The sequence below is a fragment of the Listeria sp. MAN/IMW/UF464 genome (genome assembly GCF_058683955.1).
On record NZ_JBZWZP010000001.1, the window covers coordinates 426816 to 444907 of the forward strand.

Annotated in this window: 19 protein-coding genes; 1 reads left to right on the forward strand and 18 read right to left on the reverse strand. The window is 36.8% G+C overall.

Going from position 1 to position 18092, the window contains the following annotated elements:
• Positions 1 to 64: 64 nt before the first annotated feature.
• On the reverse strand, positions 65 to 475 hold the full coding sequence (locus AC4PG0_RS02120) for a CoA-binding protein (protein WP_003761982.1): 411 nt from the start codon (positions 473 to 475) through the stop codon (positions 65 to 67).
• A gap of 157 nt (positions 476 to 632) precedes the next feature.
• Between AC4PG0_RS02120 and plsY the strand changes: the two genes are divergently transcribed.
• On the forward strand, positions 633 to 1229 hold the full coding sequence (plsY, locus tag AC4PG0_RS02125) for a glycerol-3-phosphate 1-O-acyltransferase PlsY (protein WP_003761980.1): 597 nt from the start codon (positions 633 to 635) through the stop codon (positions 1227 to 1229).
• Between the two features lie 42 nt (positions 1230 to 1271).
• Here the strand turns inward: plsY and AC4PG0_RS02130 are convergent, their stop codons facing one another.
• The 17 genes from AC4PG0_RS02130 to tig form a co-directional block, all read right to left on the reverse strand.
• On the reverse strand, positions 1272 to 2144 hold the full coding sequence (locus tag AC4PG0_RS02130) for an aldose 1-epimerase family protein (protein ID WP_045553000.1): 873 nt from the start codon (positions 2142 to 2144) through the stop codon (positions 1272 to 1274).
• A gap of 2 nt (positions 2145 to 2146) precedes the next feature.
• Entirely contained in the window at positions 2147 to 2458 is a 312-nt protein-coding gene (locus AC4PG0_RS02135; protein WP_003761975.1) for a hypothetical protein, read from the reverse strand.
• A gap of 22 nt (positions 2459 to 2480) precedes the next feature.
• On the reverse strand, positions 2481 to 2900 hold the full coding sequence (locus tag AC4PG0_RS02140; protein WP_003761973.1) for an acyl-CoA thioesterase: 420 nt from the start codon (positions 2898 to 2900) through the stop codon (positions 2481 to 2483).
• A 102-nt stretch (positions 2901 to 3002) separates the two neighbouring features.
• On the reverse strand, positions 3003 to 3782 hold the full coding sequence (gene codY, locus AC4PG0_RS02145) for a GTP-sensing pleiotropic transcriptional regulator CodY (protein ID WP_003747412.1): 780 nt from the start codon (positions 3780 to 3782) through the stop codon (positions 3003 to 3005).
• A 20-nt stretch (positions 3783 to 3802) separates the two neighbouring features.
• Positions 3803 to 5212 (reverse strand): ATP-dependent protease ATPase subunit HslU, encoded by a 1410-nt coding sequence (gene hslU, locus AC4PG0_RS02150; RefSeq protein WP_160463897.1) that lies wholly within the window; start codon positions 5210 to 5212, stop codon positions 3803 to 3805.
• Between the two features lie 13 nt (positions 5213 to 5225).
• Positions 5226 to 5765 (reverse strand): ATP-dependent protease subunit HslV, encoded by a 540-nt coding sequence (gene hslV / locus AC4PG0_RS02155; protein WP_003761964.1) that lies wholly within the window; start codon positions 5763 to 5765, stop codon positions 5226 to 5228.
• A gap of 21 nt (positions 5766 to 5786) precedes the next feature.
• Positions 5787 to 6689 carry a tyrosine recombinase XerC gene (gene xerC / locus AC4PG0_RS02160; RefSeq protein ID WP_033533084.1) on the reverse strand — a complete coding sequence of 301 codons (903 nt, stop codon included), beginning with the start codon at positions 6687 to 6689 and terminating at the stop codon, positions 5787 to 5789.
• 283 nt (positions 6690 to 6972) lie between these two features.
• A complete protein-coding gene (gene trmFO / locus AC4PG0_RS02165; RefSeq protein WP_033533085.1) occupies positions 6973 to 8277 on the reverse strand; it encodes an FADH(2)-oxidizing methylenetetrahydrofolate--tRNA-(uracil(54)-C(5))-methyltransferase TrmFO in 1305 nt (434 codons plus the stop codon).
• Between the two features lie 63 nt (positions 8278 to 8340).
• Complete coding sequence (gene topA / locus AC4PG0_RS02170; protein WP_003766673.1) at positions 8341 to 10419, reverse strand: type I DNA topoisomerase; 2079 nt, start codon at positions 10417 to 10419, stop codon at positions 8341 to 8343.
• Between the two features lie 269 nt (positions 10420 to 10688).
• Positions 10689 to 11549, reverse strand: coding sequence for a DNA-processing protein DprA (gene dprA / locus AC4PG0_RS02175; RefSeq protein ID WP_185324878.1), 861 nt, complete (start codon positions 11547 to 11549; stop codon positions 10689 to 10691).
• A 134-nt stretch (positions 11550 to 11683) separates the two neighbouring features.
• Positions 11684 to 12469 (reverse strand): ribonuclease HII, encoded by a 786-nt coding sequence (rnhB, locus tag AC4PG0_RS02180; protein WP_185324879.1) that lies wholly within the window; start codon positions 12467 to 12469, stop codon positions 11684 to 11686.
• Positions 12466 to 13329 carry a ribosome biogenesis GTPase YlqF gene (gene ylqF, locus AC4PG0_RS02185; protein WP_003761952.1) on the reverse strand — a complete coding sequence of 288 codons (864 nt, stop codon included), beginning with the start codon at positions 13327 to 13329 and terminating at the stop codon, positions 12466 to 12468. The genes rnhB and ylqF overlap by 4 nt, the downstream gene beginning before the upstream one ends.
• 9 nt (positions 13330 to 13338) lie before the next feature.
• Entirely contained in the window at positions 13339 to 13881 is a 543-nt protein-coding gene (gene sipZ, locus AC4PG0_RS02190) for a type I signal peptidase SipZ (protein ID WP_003771599.1), read from the reverse strand.
• 102 nt (positions 13882 to 13983) lie between these two features.
• A complete protein-coding gene (gene sipY, locus AC4PG0_RS02195; protein WP_003761950.1) occupies positions 13984 to 14553 on the reverse strand; it encodes a type I signal peptidase SipY in 570 nt (189 codons plus the stop codon).
• Positions 14554 to 14588: 35 nt separating this feature from the next.
• Positions 14589 to 15155 carry a type I signal peptidase SipX gene (sipX, locus tag AC4PG0_RS02200; RefSeq protein ID WP_003771597.1) on the reverse strand — a complete coding sequence of 189 codons (567 nt, stop codon included), beginning with the start codon at positions 15153 to 15155 and terminating at the stop codon, positions 14589 to 14591.
• A 119-nt stretch (positions 15156 to 15274) separates the two neighbouring features.
• Positions 15275 to 16534 (reverse strand): ATP-dependent protease ATP-binding subunit ClpX, encoded by a 1260-nt coding sequence (gene clpX / locus AC4PG0_RS02205; protein ID WP_003766662.1) that lies wholly within the window; start codon positions 16532 to 16534, stop codon positions 15275 to 15277.
• Between the two features lie 184 nt (positions 16535 to 16718).
• Positions 16719 to 18002: a trigger factor gene (gene tig / locus AC4PG0_RS02210; RefSeq protein WP_003771581.1), complete on the reverse strand. Its 1284-nt coding sequence runs from the start codon at positions 18000 to 18002 to the stop codon at positions 16719 to 16721.
• Positions 18003 to 18092 lie beyond the last annotated feature (90 nt).

Consider the following 18092-nt stretch of genomic DNA (forward strand, 5'->3'; position numbering starts at 1 on the left):
ACAAATTCTTTTTCATAAAAAAACAGGCTCTGCTATAAGAACCTGCTTCTTTCAAAAATGGTTGTTAGTAATCCATTTCTTGATAAGCAACCTTAATGCAATAATCCATGACAGTAGAATATCCTTTTTCTGTCAAAAAATCAAATGCTTCCTGATTAACAATGCCAAGTTGTGCCCAAAACACGTCTGCGTCTATTTGGTCGAATTCCCGCGCTATGTCTGGTAAAAATTCCGAGCGACGGAAAACATTCACAATATCAACGTGTTCTTTAATGTCAGTTAATCTCTTTACAGCTTTTTCTCCAAGAATTTCATTTGCATTAGGATTTACTGGAATAATTTTATACCCAGCTTGTTGCATGATTTGGCTTACTCGGTAACTTGTGCGGTCTGGTTTATCACTCAAACCAACGACTGCGATTACTTTTGCTTCTCTTAAAATATGCGCTATTTCCTCTTTTGTTGGATTTTGCATTAGTCTAATCGCCCCCTACTATTCTTTCTAATCATAAGCTATTTTTGCGGTTTTTTCAACTTTTCATCGTGTTTTATCGGAACAATTTAGCCAAAAATCTTTTTTTTATGCTATAATTCTTTATGGAAAACATCATTTCTTCTTGAGGGGTTTAAAAATGACTATTAATTTAATTTTGCTTTCTTTGTTAGCTTATGTAATCGGTTCAATACCTTCTGGCTTATGGATCGGTAAAATTTTTTACAAAAAAGATATTCGTGATTTTGGTAGCGGAAATTTAGGAGCTACAAACTCCTTCCGTGTTTTAGGTGTAAAAGCGGGCAGTATTGTTACAGTGATGGATATTTTAAAAGGTACTGTCGCAACATTACTTCCATTCTTTTTCCAACTAAATGTTAATCATCATTTCTGGTTACTTACGGGAGCATTTGCGATTATCGGACATAGTTTCCCGCTTTTCGCAGGATTCAGAGGTGGGAAAGCAGTTGCTACTTCTGCTGGTGTTATCCTTGCTTATGCACCACTTTTGTTTGTAGCAGCACTAGTCGTTTTCTTATTAACATTAAAAATCAGCAAATATGTGTCGCTTAGTTCAATGATTGGAGCACTTGCAGCATTAATTATTTCTTTTTTCATGGGAGACTGGATTTTAATTATCCTCGTTGCTTGCATCGCTCTCTTTGTTATTTGGCGCCACCGAGCAAATATTACGCGCATTCGAAACGGCGAAGAACCAAAAATAAAATGGATGTAATAAAAACCCAGCAGAGCTATTTAGCTCTGCTGGGTTTTTATTTTAACCAATAGTAATTTTATATTCAGAAGCGAAAACTGCTTCTGGTTCTAGATGTTCAATACCTGCTTTATCTCGAAGCTCAACCGATTTTCCAGCACCATCTGCAATTCCGTACCAAGGTTCGATACATAAGAAAGGCGTTCCTGCTTTTGCTGTCCAAACCCCAACAAACGGGAACTCTGGAAATGACACTTTTACAAAATGTGGAGTTTTGTCTGATTTAATCGTAATTTCTTTTTGCTTTAATGCTTCAAAAATCAGTGCATCATTTTTAAATAAATCATAGCTTAATGGCAAATATCTTGCTGGTTCATTGACAACTTTTTCAATTTTACCACTGCGATAAGGACCTTCTAAACAAAGTGTTTCGAGATTCTCTTCTGTTCCAAAATCCAAATAATAATCTTCAAATGTAGTTCCGTCAGTAAGTGGTAAATTAAAGGCTGGATGCGCGCCGATGGAGAAATAGATGCGCTTATTGTCCGTATTTTCCACTTCATAAGAAACCGCAACTGAATCTTTTTCTAACGTATAAATAATCGATAATTTAAATTTGTACGGATAGATCGTTAATGAATCTTCATCCGCATCTAGTTCAAAGCGTACAGCGTTTTCTGTGTGCTCCACTACTTTAAAATCACGATCCCGCGCAAAGCCATGTTGCCCTAAGTGATACGGGTTACCATCTACAAAATAAGTATCCTCAACAAGTCTACCTACCGTCGGGAATAGAACTGGAGAATGACGCCCCCAAAAGGCACTATCTGCATTCCATAAATACTCTAACTTAGTATCTTTGTGGAAAATTCGTGTTAATTCAGCACCAGCTTCTTTCATTTCTACAAGTAGTAATTCATTTTCTAGTTTAATCATTGTTATTTCTCCTCCAAATGAAACCGCTCGATTTGTTCAAAGGCTTTTTCTTTTTTTAGTACAACGAGTTGCATCTCGCCAAACAAATCATAATGCGGAAAGTTTTTTCGACGGTTATCAATCCAATCTGGCGCTAAACCATATTGTTTTCCCCATTCTTGCAGTTTTTTCAAATCGACACATGCAACTTTGGTTACTGTTTTTGAATCAGGAAAACGATCATCTAGCCAGTAATGCGTAATAATCGCAATCTCGCCACGAGCTGCTTTTTCTTTCCATAATTCCATTTCATCGCGTTTTACACCAAAAGCCATTTTTCATCACTACCAGTCTTATTTATTCTAAAGCTTTTAGATAGGCTTCATGCCAATTCGGGAAAGTTCTTCTTAACGAAACAGGCCGAAAATCTTCTTTTGTTACACAAACATGCTCTGTTTCTCCAGTTATTGCTACTTCATTTGTTCCTTCATAGCAAATTTCATAACCATAAGTAACACGAAGTCCATCATACCCTTTTATCCATGTTTTTACAACTGCTTTCTGTCCGTAGCGCAGTGGTTTTCCGTAATGAATATGCACATCTAATACCGGAGAAAGGTACCCCGCTTCTTCCATATCAAAATAACGAAAACCTAATTGTTCAATTAATCTTGTTCGACCAATTTCCATCCAAACAAGGTAATTATTATGATAAACAACCCCCATTTGATCTGTTTCTGCATAGCGTACTTCAATGGTTGTTTCAGCAATTTCCATTCTAAATTCCTCCAGTCACAACTACTTCTTCCTTCTTATTTTACCAAAGCAATTAAAAAAAAGCTCTCCCTGAATATTTTCAGAGAAAGCTTTTTTGGTTTTTTAGTTATTTTTAAGTTTTTCAAGTTCTACTAGGAATTTATCATTGAGTACACGGATAAATGTACCTTTCATTCCTAATGAGCGAGAATCAATAACGCCTGCACTTTCTAATTTACGAAGCGCATTAACGATTACAGAGCGTGTAATGCCGACACGGTCTGCGATTTTAGAGGCAACAAGAAGGCCTTCTTTACCATTTAATTCATCAAAAATATGCTCAATAGCTTCTAATTCACTGTAAGAAAGAGAGCTAATTGCCATTTGTACAACTGCACGGCTACGAGCTTCTTCTTCAATTTCTTCTGCTTTTTCATGTAGGATTTCCATACCAACAACAGTTCCGCCGTATTCAGCTAATAACAAATCATCGTCTGTGAAATTGCTTTCTAAACGAGATAAGATAAGTGTTCCAAGGCGTTCGCCACCACCAACGATAGGTACGATAGTTGTTAAACCTTTAGTAAACAAATCACTGTTTTCGATTGGAAAAGCAGTATATTGACTTGATACTTCTAAGTTAGAAGAAGTTTCACCAACATTAAATAAACTTTGAGTATATTCTTCTGGGAATTGGCGTTCTGTAAGCATTTGTTTCATGCGGTCGTTTTCGATTGGTAATGCTTCAGAATAACCAAGTAATTTACCTTTACGGCTTACGATATACGTATTTGCTTCAATTACGTCTGTTAAAGTATCAGCCATTTCTTTAAAGTTTACTGTTTTACCTGCAGCGTTTTGTAACATAGCATTAATTTTTCTTGTTTTTTCTAATAAAGTCATTATTAGATCCTCCTAGTATTTTATAAAATAAATTGTGTTAAGTCTTTATTCGTCATTATTGGCGCAAGTTTTTCATTAACATAGTTTTCTGTTACTTTGATGGATTCCATATTAATTTCAGGTGCTTCAAAAAGTAAATCCTCTAGTAATTTTTCTAAAATGGTATGAAGTCTTCTTGCTCCGATATTATCTGAATCTTGATTAACTTGGAATGCAATCTCAGCGATTCTTTCTACAGCTTCTTTTGTAAAAATCAAGTCTATTCCTTCTGTTTTGAGTAAAGCTTTGTATTGTTTAATTAGCGCATTGTCTGGTTCTGTTAAGATTTTGTAGAAATCTTCTTGTGTTAACTTATCCAGTTCAATTCTAATTGGAAAACGACCTTGAAGCTCTGGAATTAAATCACTTGGTTTAGACATATGAAAAGCTCCAGCGGCAATGAATAAAATGTACTCCGTGTTGACTGTACCATATTTGGTAGAAATTTGCGACCCCTCAACGATTGGAAGAATGTCTCTTTGAACACCTTCACGGGAAACTTGCGCATTTCCGCCGCCTTCTTTACTAGCGATTTTATCAATTTCATCAATGAAAATCATACCCATTTGTTCTGCGCGATGAATTCCTTCTGCTGCGAGTTCATCTGAATCAATCAATTTAGAAGCTTCATCCTCAAAAAGAATTTTCTTCGCTTCACGAACGGTTACTTTGCGTTTTTTCTTCTTCGCTGGGAACATACCTGAAAGAGCATCTTGCATGCCGCTCATTTGGTCCATTCCAGTTCCACGCATCATATCAAACATCGGGTTTTGTTGCTCTTTTACTTCAACTGTTACTATTTCATCATCAAGCTCTCCGTTTTGAAGGCGCCATTCAATTTGGCTTCTTTTATTCTTTAATTCTTGGTCTACTTCTTCCTCAGCAGGTTCTTCAGGTTGGTTCATACTGCCAAAAAGCGCCTCTAGTGGATTTTGTGATGTTGTTTGCTTTTTCTTTTGACTTGGTGCTAGTAATTTAATTAGTCGTTTTTCGGCATTTTTTTCAGCTTTCACACGTACTAATTGCATTTTTTCTTCTTTTACTAAACGTACTGACACTTCAACTAAATCGCGAACCATTGATTCCACGTCGCGTCCAACATAGCCGACTTCAGTAAATTTAGTAGCCTCTACTTTTGAAAAAGGTGCGCGAACGATTTTTGCAATTCGGCGTGCAATTTCTGTTTTACCTACCCCAGTTGGGCCAATCATCAGAATATTTTTTGGAATAATTTCATCTCGGATAGATTCATCCATCAGTTGTCTACGATAGCGGTTTCTTAGTGCTACAGCAACTGATTTTTTCGCTCCGGTTTGTCCAATAATATATTGATCCAGTTTTTCGACAATTTGCTTTGGTGTCAACTGGTTCATTAACGTTAAATTTGTCAAATTAACCACTCCTTCAAAGCTCTTCTACTGTAATATGGTCATTCGTAAACACACAAATTTCAGAAGCGATTTCCAGTGCATGACGAGCTATGTCTTTAGCTTCCATTTGTCCGCCATTATGTCTTTTTAACGCTCTACCAGCAGCTAGAGCATAGTTACCACCAGAACCGATTGCTAAAATACCATCATCTGGTTCAATAACTTCACCTGTTCCAGAAACTAACAACAATGTATCTTTGTCCATTACGATCAACATCGCTTCTAATTTACGTAGAACACTGTCACTTCGCCATTGTTGTGCGAGTTCCACAGCAGCTCTTTCTAAGTTTCCATTATATTCATTTAATTTTGCTTCGAATTTTTCAAATAAAGTAAAGGCATCTGCAACGGATCCAGCAAAACCAGCTATTACCTTATCATGAAAAAGGCGGCGAACTTTTTTGGCAGTGTGTTTCATTACTACCGATTCCCCGAGCGTAACTTGACCGTCCCCAGCCATCGCAGCTTTACCATCGTGCTGCACAGCAAAAATTGTAGTAGCATGTAATTCCATTTTCCTTAACCTCCTCCAAATTTAAGCTCTCGGATGATGTTTCATATAAGTAGATTTTAAATGTTCTTTTGTCACGTGCGTATATATCTGGGTGGATGATAAGCTAGCATGTCCAAGCAACTCCTGTACCGTCCTCATATCCGCGCCGTTGTTAAGTAAGTCCGTTGCAAAGGTGTGGCGTAGCATATGCGGATGGATTTTTCGAGTTAATGAAGCTTTACTAATTATTTTCGTTAAACAATATCTAATCCCTCTTGTTGTAAGTGGATCTCCGTAATGATTAATAAGTAATGAGTCATGCGTTTTTTTGAAACGAGTCATTAATTCTGTTCGCCCACTTAAATAATCTGTTATCGCATCTTCCGCATAGGCACCAAACGGTACATAGCGTTCTTTATTCCCTTTTCCTCGAATCAGAATTGCTTGATAAGATGTATCTAAGTCAGAAAGCATGATTCCTGCACATTCACTCACCCGAATTCCTGTACCATAGAGCACCTCTAAAATCACTCGATCTCTCAGTGTAAGCGTTTCATTATCTTCATAAACCACTTGAAACAAAGCTTCCATTTCTTCTGAATAGAAAAATTTGGGAAGCCTTAGCTGATTTTTCGCATGTGAAACGTAGGTAAACGGATTTTCAGTAATCACATTTTCTCTTAAAAGAAAAGTGTAAAAACTCCGTAAACTTGAAATCTTTCGAGCTACAGTTGTTCTAGAAAAAGATTTTTGCTTTAATTCAGTTAAATAAATCCGAACGTCTAAAAATGTAACTTGTTGATACTCTATAATAGCTTGTTCATTTAAGAAGCGACGAAAATCACTTAAATCATTTTCATAAGCCGTACTAGTATGTTCTGAATAATTTCGTTCTGAGTGAAGATAGTCAAGAAATCGCTTCTCTAACTGCCCCTCTTGCGTCATGCGAATACACCTCTCAAACACTATCATGTTAACATAAGAATATGCACGTTGCAATAATTTTATACATTTTTCGCAACTTTTCGAATTAATCAGGATTTATAATCAATTCAATCTAATTAAAGCTTTTATGTGAAAAAGTCAACATTTATTAACGTGATTTGTCTAGACCATTCACTCGAAAGAAAAACTGCCTTTTCATCACTATCGAATCTCTTAAAAATATAAAAGCGATAATCGTGATGAAAAGAACAGCAAAGAATAGTCCTCAATTATTATAGTGTTTTTAAAGTTGTTCTGCAACCTTTTTTATTGCATCTAATGCTCTTTCAGCCAATTTTTCATTACGCTCTTGTTTAGCGCGAATCTTAGTTGGTAACTCCGGAAATAGACCGAAATTTACATTCATTGGTTGGAAAGATTTCTTACTAGCACTTGTAATGTAATTTGCTAAACTTCCAATCGCAGACTCAGGAGGGAAAACAATCGGCTCTTTGTCTTGTACAAAGTTAGCTGCATTGATTCCTGCTGCAAGTCCGCTAGCTGCTGACTCCACATAACCTTCCACACCAGTCATTTGACCAGCGAAAAATAAGTCATTTCTCGTTTTCAATTGATAGGTTGGCTCAAGTACAGTCGGGGAGTTAATAAATGTATTTCGGTGCATTACTCCATAACGAACAATTTCCGCATTTTCTAGGCCTGGAATTAAGCCAAATACACGTTTTTGTTCGCCCCATTTAAGATGCGTTTGGAAGCCTACCATGTTATAAAGCGTCCCTGCTGCATCATCTTGTCTTAATTGCAACACTGCATATGGTCTTTTGCCAGTTTTTGGATCTTCTAATCCGACTGGTTTAAGTGGGCCAAATAGCATTGTTTTAATACCACGTTTTGCCATTACTTCTATTGGCATGCATCCTTCAAAGAAAACTTCTTTTTCAAATTCTTTTAATGCGGCTGTTTCGGCAGTTACTAATGCTTCATAAAAAGTGTTAAATTCTTCTTCTGACATTGGGCAGTTTAGATAAGCTGCTTCCCCTTTATCATATCTTGATTTTAAATATACTTTATCCATGTCGATACTATCTTTTTCAATAATAGGCGCTGCTGCATCATAAAAATAAAGATACTCTTCACCCGTTAAGCGTTTAATTTCTTCTGCTAGAGCTGGGCTAGTCAGTGGACCTGTTGCAATGATGGTTGGTCCTTCTGGAATAGATGTGACTTCTTCAGTATGAATTGTAACGAGTGGATGATTTTTCACTTTGTCCGTGATATAGCCAGAAAATTCATGGCGATCAACTGCAAGTGCTCCTCCAGCTGGCACAGAAGCTTTGTCAGCTGATTCAATAATAATCGAGTCAAGTATCCGCATTTCTTCTTTAATTACACCCACCGCATTAGTTAAGCCATTAGCTCGCAGTGAATTGGTACATACTAACTCCGCAAATTTATCAGTATGATGAGCTGGTGTTTGCTTTACCGGTCTCATTTCGTATAAATCTACCTTTACACCTCGTTTTACAAGTTGCCAAGCTGCTTCACTGCCAGCTAATCCTGCTCCAATTACATTAACACTTTTTTCCATTTGTCCGCCTCCTCGCGCAACAATGGCAACACAGGAACTATCCGAGTGCTGCCATTTTTCCATTTATTGTTGTGTGGATTCTTTATAATCACAGTTTGTACATTGTACTTGTACGCCTTTTTTCAATTTCTTCTCTACTAATGCTCGCTTATTACATTTCGGGCAAGCTCTTTCGACTGGTTTATCCCAAGAAACATAATCGCAATCTGGATAACGATCACATCCGTAGAAAATACGTTTTTTCTTGCTTTTTCTTTCTATTACATGTCCTTTTTCACATTTCGGACAAGTCACGCCGATTTCTTTAACGATTGCTTTTGTATTTCGGCAATCTGGAAATCTGCTGCACGCAAGAAACTTACCATATTTACCCATTTTGTATACCATTGGTGCCCCGCATAGGTCACAATCGATACCGGCTGGTTCATCTTTAATTTCGATTTTTTCCATTTCGGCATCAGCTTTAATAACATTTGGTTCAAATTGTTTATAAAACTCATCGATAACTTTGACCCATTCAACTTCACCGTGCTCCACTTCATCTAATTCGCTTTCCATATTAGCAGTGAACTTCACATCTAAAATTTCAGGGAAATATTCCTCAATCATTTCATTGACGATTTCACCAAGTTCAGTTGGAACAAAACGTTTATTTGTTAGCGAAACATAATTTCTACGCTGGATTGTATCTAATGTCGGTGAGTACGTCGATGGTCGACCAATACCAATTTCTTCAAGTGTTTTTACTAATCTAGCTTCTGTATAACGTGGAGGTGGCTGTGTGAAATGTTGACGCTGTTCGAGTGATTCGGACTGCACCTTGTCTCCTTTTTTCAAATCCGGTAAAATATTTTCTTTTTCTTCCGTATTATCATCGTTACTTTCAACATAGACTTTCATAAAACCATGGAATTTGATTTTCGATCCGTTTGCTCTAAAGTTAACACCATTATTATCCAAATCAACTCGCATTGTATCTAGGACAGCTGGTGTCATTTGGCTAGCAATAAAACGTTCCCAGATCAAGCGATATAATCGAAGTTGATCTCGAGTTAGATATTCTTTCACTTCTTGAGGACTTCTCATAGCGCTTGTTGGACGGATTGCTTCATGGGCATCTTGTGCGCCTTTAGCATTTTTATCAGACCGTTTATGATTACGGGAAAATTCAGCTCCGTAAGTTTCTTTAATATAATTACTTGCTTCTAGAATAGCGGAATCTGCAATACGAGTAGAGTCAGTACGCATGTATGTGATCAAACCTACTGTACCTTGTTTTCCGAGCGTGATTCCTTCATATAGTTGTTGAGCAAGCATCATTGTTTTTCTAGTACGATAATTTAATTTTCGTGCTGCTTCTTGTTGTAAACTTGATGTAGTAAATGGTGCTGCTGGGTTTCTAAGTCGTTCTTTTTTAGTTACGTCAGTTACATCAAATGTTTTACCTTTAATTGCTGACATTACTTCTTTTACGTCATCAGCAGTGGAAAGTTTTCTCTTCTTACCATTCACGCCATAAAAATTAGCTTGGAATTTTTTCTTACCTTTTAGGAAGTTCCCGTCAATTGTCCAATATTCTTCTGGTTTGAAATTATTTATTTCTTTTTCGCGATCAATAATAATTCGTAGCGCAATCGATTGCACACGTCCCGCACTTAGACCTTTTTTAACTTTCTTCCATAAGATAGGACTGATATTATAACCTACTAAACGGTCTAAAATCCTCCGTGCTTGTTGAGCGTTCACAAGGTCCATATCAATTTTCCGTGGTGTCTTGAATGATTCTTTTACAGCTTCTTTTGTAATTTCATTAAACACAACACGTAATTTATCTGATTGATCTAAATCAAGACTGTTGGCTAAATGCCATGCAATTGCTTCTCCTTCGCGATCTGGATCGGCTGCGAGATAGACTTTTTTCGCTTTTTTAGCCGCTTGTTTTAAATCTTTCAATACAGGGCCTTTTCCGCGAATCGTAATGTAACGAGGTTCGTAGTCATGTTCAGTATCTACACCCATTTGACTCTTTGGTAAATCCCTAACATGTCCCATCGAAGCTTTAACTTTAAATTTCTTTCCTAAATACTTTTCAATTGTTTTTGCTTTTGCAGGTGACTCTACAATCACTAAATAATCTGCCATATCTATATATTCCTCCCTGATTTGGGTCAATACACGGGCTTAACTAGTTGCTATTATACTATTACAGTCTTAGCCTCGCGTTCAATAAGTTTGCATGCTGACTTTTCACATAATTCAGTAGTAAATATTAGCCCTTCCTACTGGGTTTGTCAATGACTTTTATTAAAAAATCCATTTTATGTGTTGTAAAACAGCTTTCTTTAGCAAACTTATCTTAAAAAATCAGGAATTGCAAGTCAAATCACTTAAAAAGGATAATTTGACTACTTTTATGGTTTAATTTGAAAAAATTCTTCTATTATATTGTTTGCATTTAAAACTAACTTCGCACCTTCTTGAATCAAACGGTTTGTACCTCTCCAAGTATCAATATAAATATTACCGGGAACCGCAAAAACTTGTCTATTTTGTTCCAAAGCAAAGTCAGCTGTTATTAAGGAGCCACTTCTCTCGGCAGCTTCAATTATAACCGTACCAAGAGCTAAGCCACTAATAATACGGTTGCGCTCAGGAAAATACCATCTTCTTGCTTCTTCATTTGGTAAATACTCGCTAAGAAGTAAACCTTGCGTGATTACTTCTTTGGCTAGTAGTTCATTCGTCCGAGGATAAATTTTATTTACTCCAGATCCAAGTACTGCAATGGTGGCGCCGCTATTACGGAGGCTAGCTTTGTGCGCTTCAGCATCTATTCCAAGCGCAAGTCCACTAACTATCGTAAAGCCATGGTTTGAAAGTTCAGCGGCAAGTGACGCGCATGCTTTTCTACCATACTCACTCATTCGTCGTGTTCCTACAATTGCAATAGCTTGTTTTTTTAATAGGTCTAGATTTCCTTTATAAAACAAAAGCGGTGGTGCTTCATATATTTCTTTAAGTAACTTGGGGTAGTTTTCATCAAGAATACAGACCACACTCGCTTCTTCTGGTGAATAAATTGCTGCTTCCTCTAATTCAGTAATTATTTGTTCTTTTTTGTCCGCAGTAAAAAAATGAGTTGCAATCTGTTCAATCGACATCTCCCAACAATTAAAAGTGGTAATTTTTTGCCAGATAACTGCCCTTTTTTTAGCGGAAATAGATTTACATGAAGCGATTCTTAACCAAGTTTCTCGTTTTTTAAAGTTCATCTTCTGCACCTCCGTGATAGTTATTCACAAGTGTACAAAGATTAGTCCTTTTTGTAAAATCGGTAAAATTTTCTTTTCAGCTCAAAAAAGCGTACTTTCTATTAAGAAAATACGCTTTTGCTTTAAGTATTTAGCTATTTTAGACTCTCAAAATGTAACTTTGCTTCTTTTACGGGAGAAAAGCTTAACCTGTGAATTGGACAAATTCCGATAGTATCTAAGCCATTCAAATGTTTTTTCGTCCCGTAACCCATATTTTTTGCAAAATCATACCCTGGATATAATTCATCATATTGTTGCATCATTCTATCTCTTGTAACTTTGGCGATGATAGAGGCAGCAGCGATAGAAATACTTTTCGTATCTCCTTTTATAAGCGATAACTCTGCTTCAGAATATTTCAGTGGCATCGCATCAATTAGGACGAAATCAGGCGCTGGATTCAACTCTTCTAAAGCTGTGCGCATAGCTATTTTTGTTGCTTCATAGATGTTTACTTGATCAATTACATCATGGTCAATAATTCCGATACCGATGGAGATGGCTTCTTCTTTTATAACATCAAAAAGTATATCTCGTTTAGCCTCATTTAGCTGTTTAGAATCATTGATCCCAACGACAGAGAAATCAGCTGGTAAAATGACTGCGGCAGCGACCACTGGACCTGCTAGCGGACCACGACCTACCTCATCTACTCCAGCGATATACTGAAAACCTTGCTTAAAAAGATCTGTTTCATAGCGTTTCATTTCTATTAATTTTGCAGCTAATGTTGCTTCTTTTTCCCATTTTTTTCGGATCGATTGAAGAAGTTTCTGTACACCTTTTCGTTCGTCTTGAGTGCAAAGTTGAAAAAAAGGGTCTTGTTCTGAGGTCACTAGGCTGAGTTTTTCTCGAATAACAGCGATAGATTCACTCATTCAGCATCGTCTTCCCAATTAGGGAAATCAAAAGACATTCTTCCTAATTTTTGTTGACGGATTTCTCGAACAACAGTCTCAGCTGCGCGTGAATAATCAGGATCATTATAACGATCTAGAAGTCCTCTTTTTTCAGCTATAAAAGCTAGTGTTTCAATTGGATCTTCTGAAACCTTCTCTACTTTTAGCCAGTTTTGAAGGCGATCGGGGTAATGTTTTTCTAAGAAACGTAATCCATAACCCGCAATTTCTTCCATTTGTAATAAATCGTCTTTAATCGCACCTGTTAAAGCTAACTTATATCCTATTTCTTGATCTTCAAATTTAGGCCATAGAATTCCTGGTGTATCAAGAAGTTCTAATGTTTTCCCTACTTTGATCCATTGTTGAGCTTTAGTTACCCCTGGTTTATTACCAGTTCGCGCAATATTTTTTTTCGCCAAACGATTAATCAATGTTGATTTTCCTACATTTGGGATTCCGAGTATCATCGCGCGAATTGCTCTTGGTTTCATTCCTTTACTTCTTAAACGTTCAAACTTTTCGGCCATTAATTTTTCAGCCGCTTGTTCGATTTTGAATAGCCCTTTTCCTTCTTGAGCATTTACTGCTACTGCTGGTAAGCCTTTCTCAGCAAAATAATCAATCCATTCTTTGGTTGTTTTCTCATCAGCTGTATCTGCTTTATTTAAAATAATCACTCGTCTTTTTTGGTGGATAATTTCTTCTAGCATTGGATTGGATGAGGATAGCGGGATACGTGCATCCACTAATTCAAAAATCACATCTACTAGTTTTAATTTTTCTGTCACCTCACGACGAGCTTTGGCCATATGACCTGGAAACCATTGAATTGTCATCATATACTCCTAATCTATTAGTTTTGCATCTTCAATTGGCCAATAACAAATTGGTGTTGTTCCGAGTACCTTACTTAGCGGAATCGGTCCTATTATCCGGCTGTCTTTACTCGCTCTCCGGTTGTCACCTAAAACAAAATAGGTATCTTTTGGAATTTTGCCGCCATCTAGTTGGTCTTTAGAACTGTAATCATCTGTTAAGTAGCCATCTTTCAGCTTTTCTTTGTAAGTATCTAAATACGGTTCATCATATTTTTTTCCATTGATGTAAAGTTGGTCTGCTTTATATTCTACCGTATCGCCAGGTAAACCAATCACTCGCTTAATGTACTCTTTTCCATCTGCTTCACGAAAAACAATTACATCAAAACGATCTACCTCGCCAAAACGGTTTATAATTACACGGTCATCACTATGAAGTGTAGGCATCATCGAAATTCCATCCACAAGAATAGGCACGAACAAATAAAAACGGATTATAACAGCTAATAACACTGCTAAAACAGCCGCCCAAATCCAAGACCATAACCGTTTTAAATTCTTCTCCTTCAAAAAACTGCACCGCCCTATTTTTTACTAACAGTCTTATTATAAACGAAAAAACTTTCATTTAATAGAGAAATCCGCGAAAAAGTAACTTTCACGGATTTCTTATTATTTCCCAAATTGAATTACAGTGCCGTTTACAGTTTTGTCATCAATAAATCCAAAAACTCGGCTATCCGAACTACCACCGCGATTATCCCCAAGAACAAATAGTTTGCCTTTAGGAACCGTACTTTCTCCCGTCATATCCTCTAACGTATAATCCGCTATGTAAGGCTTTTGGGTGGGGTCCGGGTTCCATAGTGTTAGTGTTCCTTCTGGCAAATAACTTTCAACTTTTCGCTTGCCATTTAAGTATAATTCGCCATTTTTAAAAGCAATTTTATCTCCCGGCATACCGATAACGCGTTTAATAAAATGTTCACCTGAGCCAATCATTGGCGGTTCATCAAATACAATAATATCAAATTGATCTGGATTTGTTATTTTTTCAATAAAAATTCGGTCGCCATCTTGATAGGTTGGAACCATAGATGTTCCTTCTACTTTTACTGGTGCAATAACAAAATTACGAATAACTAATGCTATTAAAAGTGCCGCTACGATAACAAGCACCCAGCTTAATAATTGATGCGCCCCACTTTTTTTCTTAGGCTTTTCTTCCAAATAATCTGCCATCTATGTCTCCTCCTAGAACTCTTCGCGGGTTTAAATTATCGCTGCAAAGACTTTCCAAACGAAATTACTTTCCCAAGAACTGTGTCTTGCGATATGAAGCCGATATAGCGACTATCCTTACTTACTTGACGATTATCCCCTAACACAAAAAGTTTGCCATCTGGAACGGTAAGTGAGCCGTCAGAGTATGGAATATCAGCCATTGTGAAATTAGGATCGCCCTTATCATCTGTAGTCAAATAACCACCTGTTAAAGCGCTTTTCTCAGAATCTAAATACGGTTCATCATACTTTTTACCATTAATATAAAGTTGGTCTTCTTTATACTCCACTTTATCTCCTGGAAGTCCGATTACGCGCTTAATATATTCTGCATTTTCTTCATCAGGAGCTGGAAATACAATAATATCAAAGCGTTTTGGGTCTGATATTTTGTTAATAAATAGATGTTCACCGTCATGTAGTGTTGGATCCATTGATTTCCCATTAACAGTAACTGGAGAAATTAAAAAATAGCGAATACCGAAAGCGAGTATGAGCGCAATGATAATTATTTTTATCCATCCAAATGCCCCAGAAAAAAATTTATTTTCACTTTTCATGTCTTTTTATCCTCTCCAATTATTATTAATAAAGTATAGCACGAAACAAGCTAGATGTTACAGTAAAACAAGCTAGATTGATAGAAAAAATGCGCGCCAATTACGACGCGCATTTCGAATCATGCTGATGTTTTAATAGGGATAATGGAGCCATCCTCTAATTGCAGTTGCGGCTCTTCTTCTCCGCGCGCTGCTTTCTCAGTAATAATACACTTAGTAATGTCATCACGAGAAGGGATTTCGAACATAACTTCTAACATGATTTGTTCAATGATAGAACGAAGACCACGTGCTCCAGTTTTACGTTCAATCGCTTCTTTCGCAATTTCAATTAAAGCTGTTGGTTCGAATTCAAGCTCTACGTCATCAAGCTCTAACATACGTTTGTATTGTTTTACTAAAGCATTCTTCGGTTCTGTCAAAATGGAAACAAGTGCTGCTTCATCTAATTGTTCAAGCGTTGCGATAACCGGCAAACGACCGATAAATTCAGGAATTAAGCCGAATTTCAGTAAATCTTCCGGAACAACACGAGATAGATAAGTTTCATCTTCTTTTAGTTTCGCATTATCAGTTCCAAATCCAATGACTTTTTCACCCATTCGATTCTTAACGATTTGTTCGATTCCGTCAAATGCACCACCAACGATAAATAGAATATTTCCTGTATCAATTTGAATTAATTCTTGATGAGGATGTTTTCTACCACCTTGAGGAGGAACACTTGCGACAGTACCTTCGAGAATTTTTAGTAATGCTTGTTGAACGCCTTCACCGGAAACGTCTCTAGTAATAGATGGGTTTTCGGATTTACGAGCAACTTTGTCGATTTCATCAATGTAGATAATACCTTTTTCTGCTTTTTCAACATCATAGTCAGCAGATTGAATTAGTTTAAGAAGAATATTTTCTACATCTTCCCCAACGTAACCAGCTTCTGTAAGTGAAGTTGCATCTGCAATTGCAAACGGAACATTAAGAATTCGCGCCAGTGTTTGGGCAAGAAGTGTTTTACCACTACCTGTTGGACCAATTAAACAAATATTACTTTTTGACAGTTCTACCTCGTCTTCTTTTGTTTCATTGGAATTAATTCGTTTGTAGTGATTGTAAACTGCTACAGCGAGTGCTTTTTTAGCTCGCTCTTGACCAATAACATAGTCACTTAATATATGACGGATTTCTTGTGGTTTTGGCACTTCGCCAAAATCAACAAATTCAGAAATACCTAGCTCTTCTTCAATAATTTCATTACAAAGCTCGATACATTCATCACAAATATAAACACCTGGACCGGCCACTAATTTACGTACTTGATCTTGAGTCTTTCCGCAAAAGGAGCATTTAAGTTGGCCTTTTTCGTCGTTAAATTTAAACAAAATATTTCACCCCTTCGCATAGGTATGTTGCTTATAGGCGATTTTTTCATCTCCTATGTGTGTTAATAATATCATTTGTTAATTAGAAATGCCAATCATCTGTATCCTTATTTCTACATTCAGAAGGACACGAGTATAACTCATGTCCCCCATTTTTTAATGAAATTATTAAATCATTCTTTGCTTATTTTTCTACTGCGCTATCTAGTAAAACGTCAATAGCTTTACGGATTTTAAGGTCTGATTTAAGTTCGCTCATATCGCCAAGAGCAGCACGAACAGCGTCTTTTTCCATACCATATTTTTCAGCTAATGTAGAAATTTCTTCGTCAATAGCTTCTTCAGTTGGCTCAATGTTTTCAGCTTCAGCAATAGCTTCAAGCACTAGGTTCATTTTCACGCGTTTTTCAGCGTCTTTTTCCATTTGTGCGTGCATTGCTTCTTCTGTTTGACCAGTGAATTGGTAATATAATTCAGGAGTTAGACCTTGTGCTTGTAAATCTTGTGCAAAATGATTCATTAAATGATCAGCTTCATGGTGAACCATTGCGTGTGGAATATCCACTTCTGCATTTTCAACAGCTTTAGCAATAACTTCTTCTTGTTTAGCTTGAGCAACAGAATCTTCTTTTGCTTCTTGTAGACGTTTAGAGATTTTTTCTTTTAGTTCATCTAAAGTTTCTACTTCTTCGTCGATGTCTTTTGCAAGTTCATCGTCAAGTGCAGGAACTTCTTTAGTTTTAATTTCGTGTAATTTCACTTTGAAAACGACAGGTTGTCCAGCTAAGTCTTCCGCATGGTATTCTTCTGGGAATGTTAACTCGATGTCAGCTTCGTCGCCAGCTTTTAAGCCAACTAATTTTTCTTCAAAACCAGGAATGAATTGACCGCTTCCAAGTTCTAGAGAATGATTTTCAGCTTGTCCGCCTTCAAAAGCTACGCCGTCTTTGAATCCTTCAAAATCAAGGATGACAGTGTCGCCGTTTTCAGCTGGAGCATCTTCTTTAACAACTAATTCAGCTTGACGCTCTTGTAATTGTTTTAATTCTGCTTCTAATTCTTCTGTTGTTAGTTCTGTTTCGCGTTTTTCAACTTCAAGACCTTTGTAGTCTCCAAGTTTAACTTCAGGTTTTACAGTTACATCTGCTGTTAGAACCCAAGTTTCGCCTTTTTCCATAGACTCAATATTTACTTGAGGAGTATCAACTGGATCAATTCCAGCTTCATCAATTGCTTGAGAATATACTTCTGGAAGCAAGATATCAAGTGCATCTTGGTAAAGAGCTTCTTCGCCGAAACGTTGGTTGAAAATTTGACGTGGAACTTTCCCTTTACGGAAGCCTGGTACGTTAAGAGTTTTACGTACTTTTACGAAAGCTCTATCTAAACCTTCTTTTACTTTTTCTTGTTCAATTTCAAAAGTAAGTTTTCCAACATTACCTTCTTGTTTTTCCCATTTTACTGACATGGTATAATTCCCTCCATCATCTATTTAGTTCAATTTAATTACTCTCATGACAAGTTTCAGCCATACTCACTAATAATAACACAGATATCC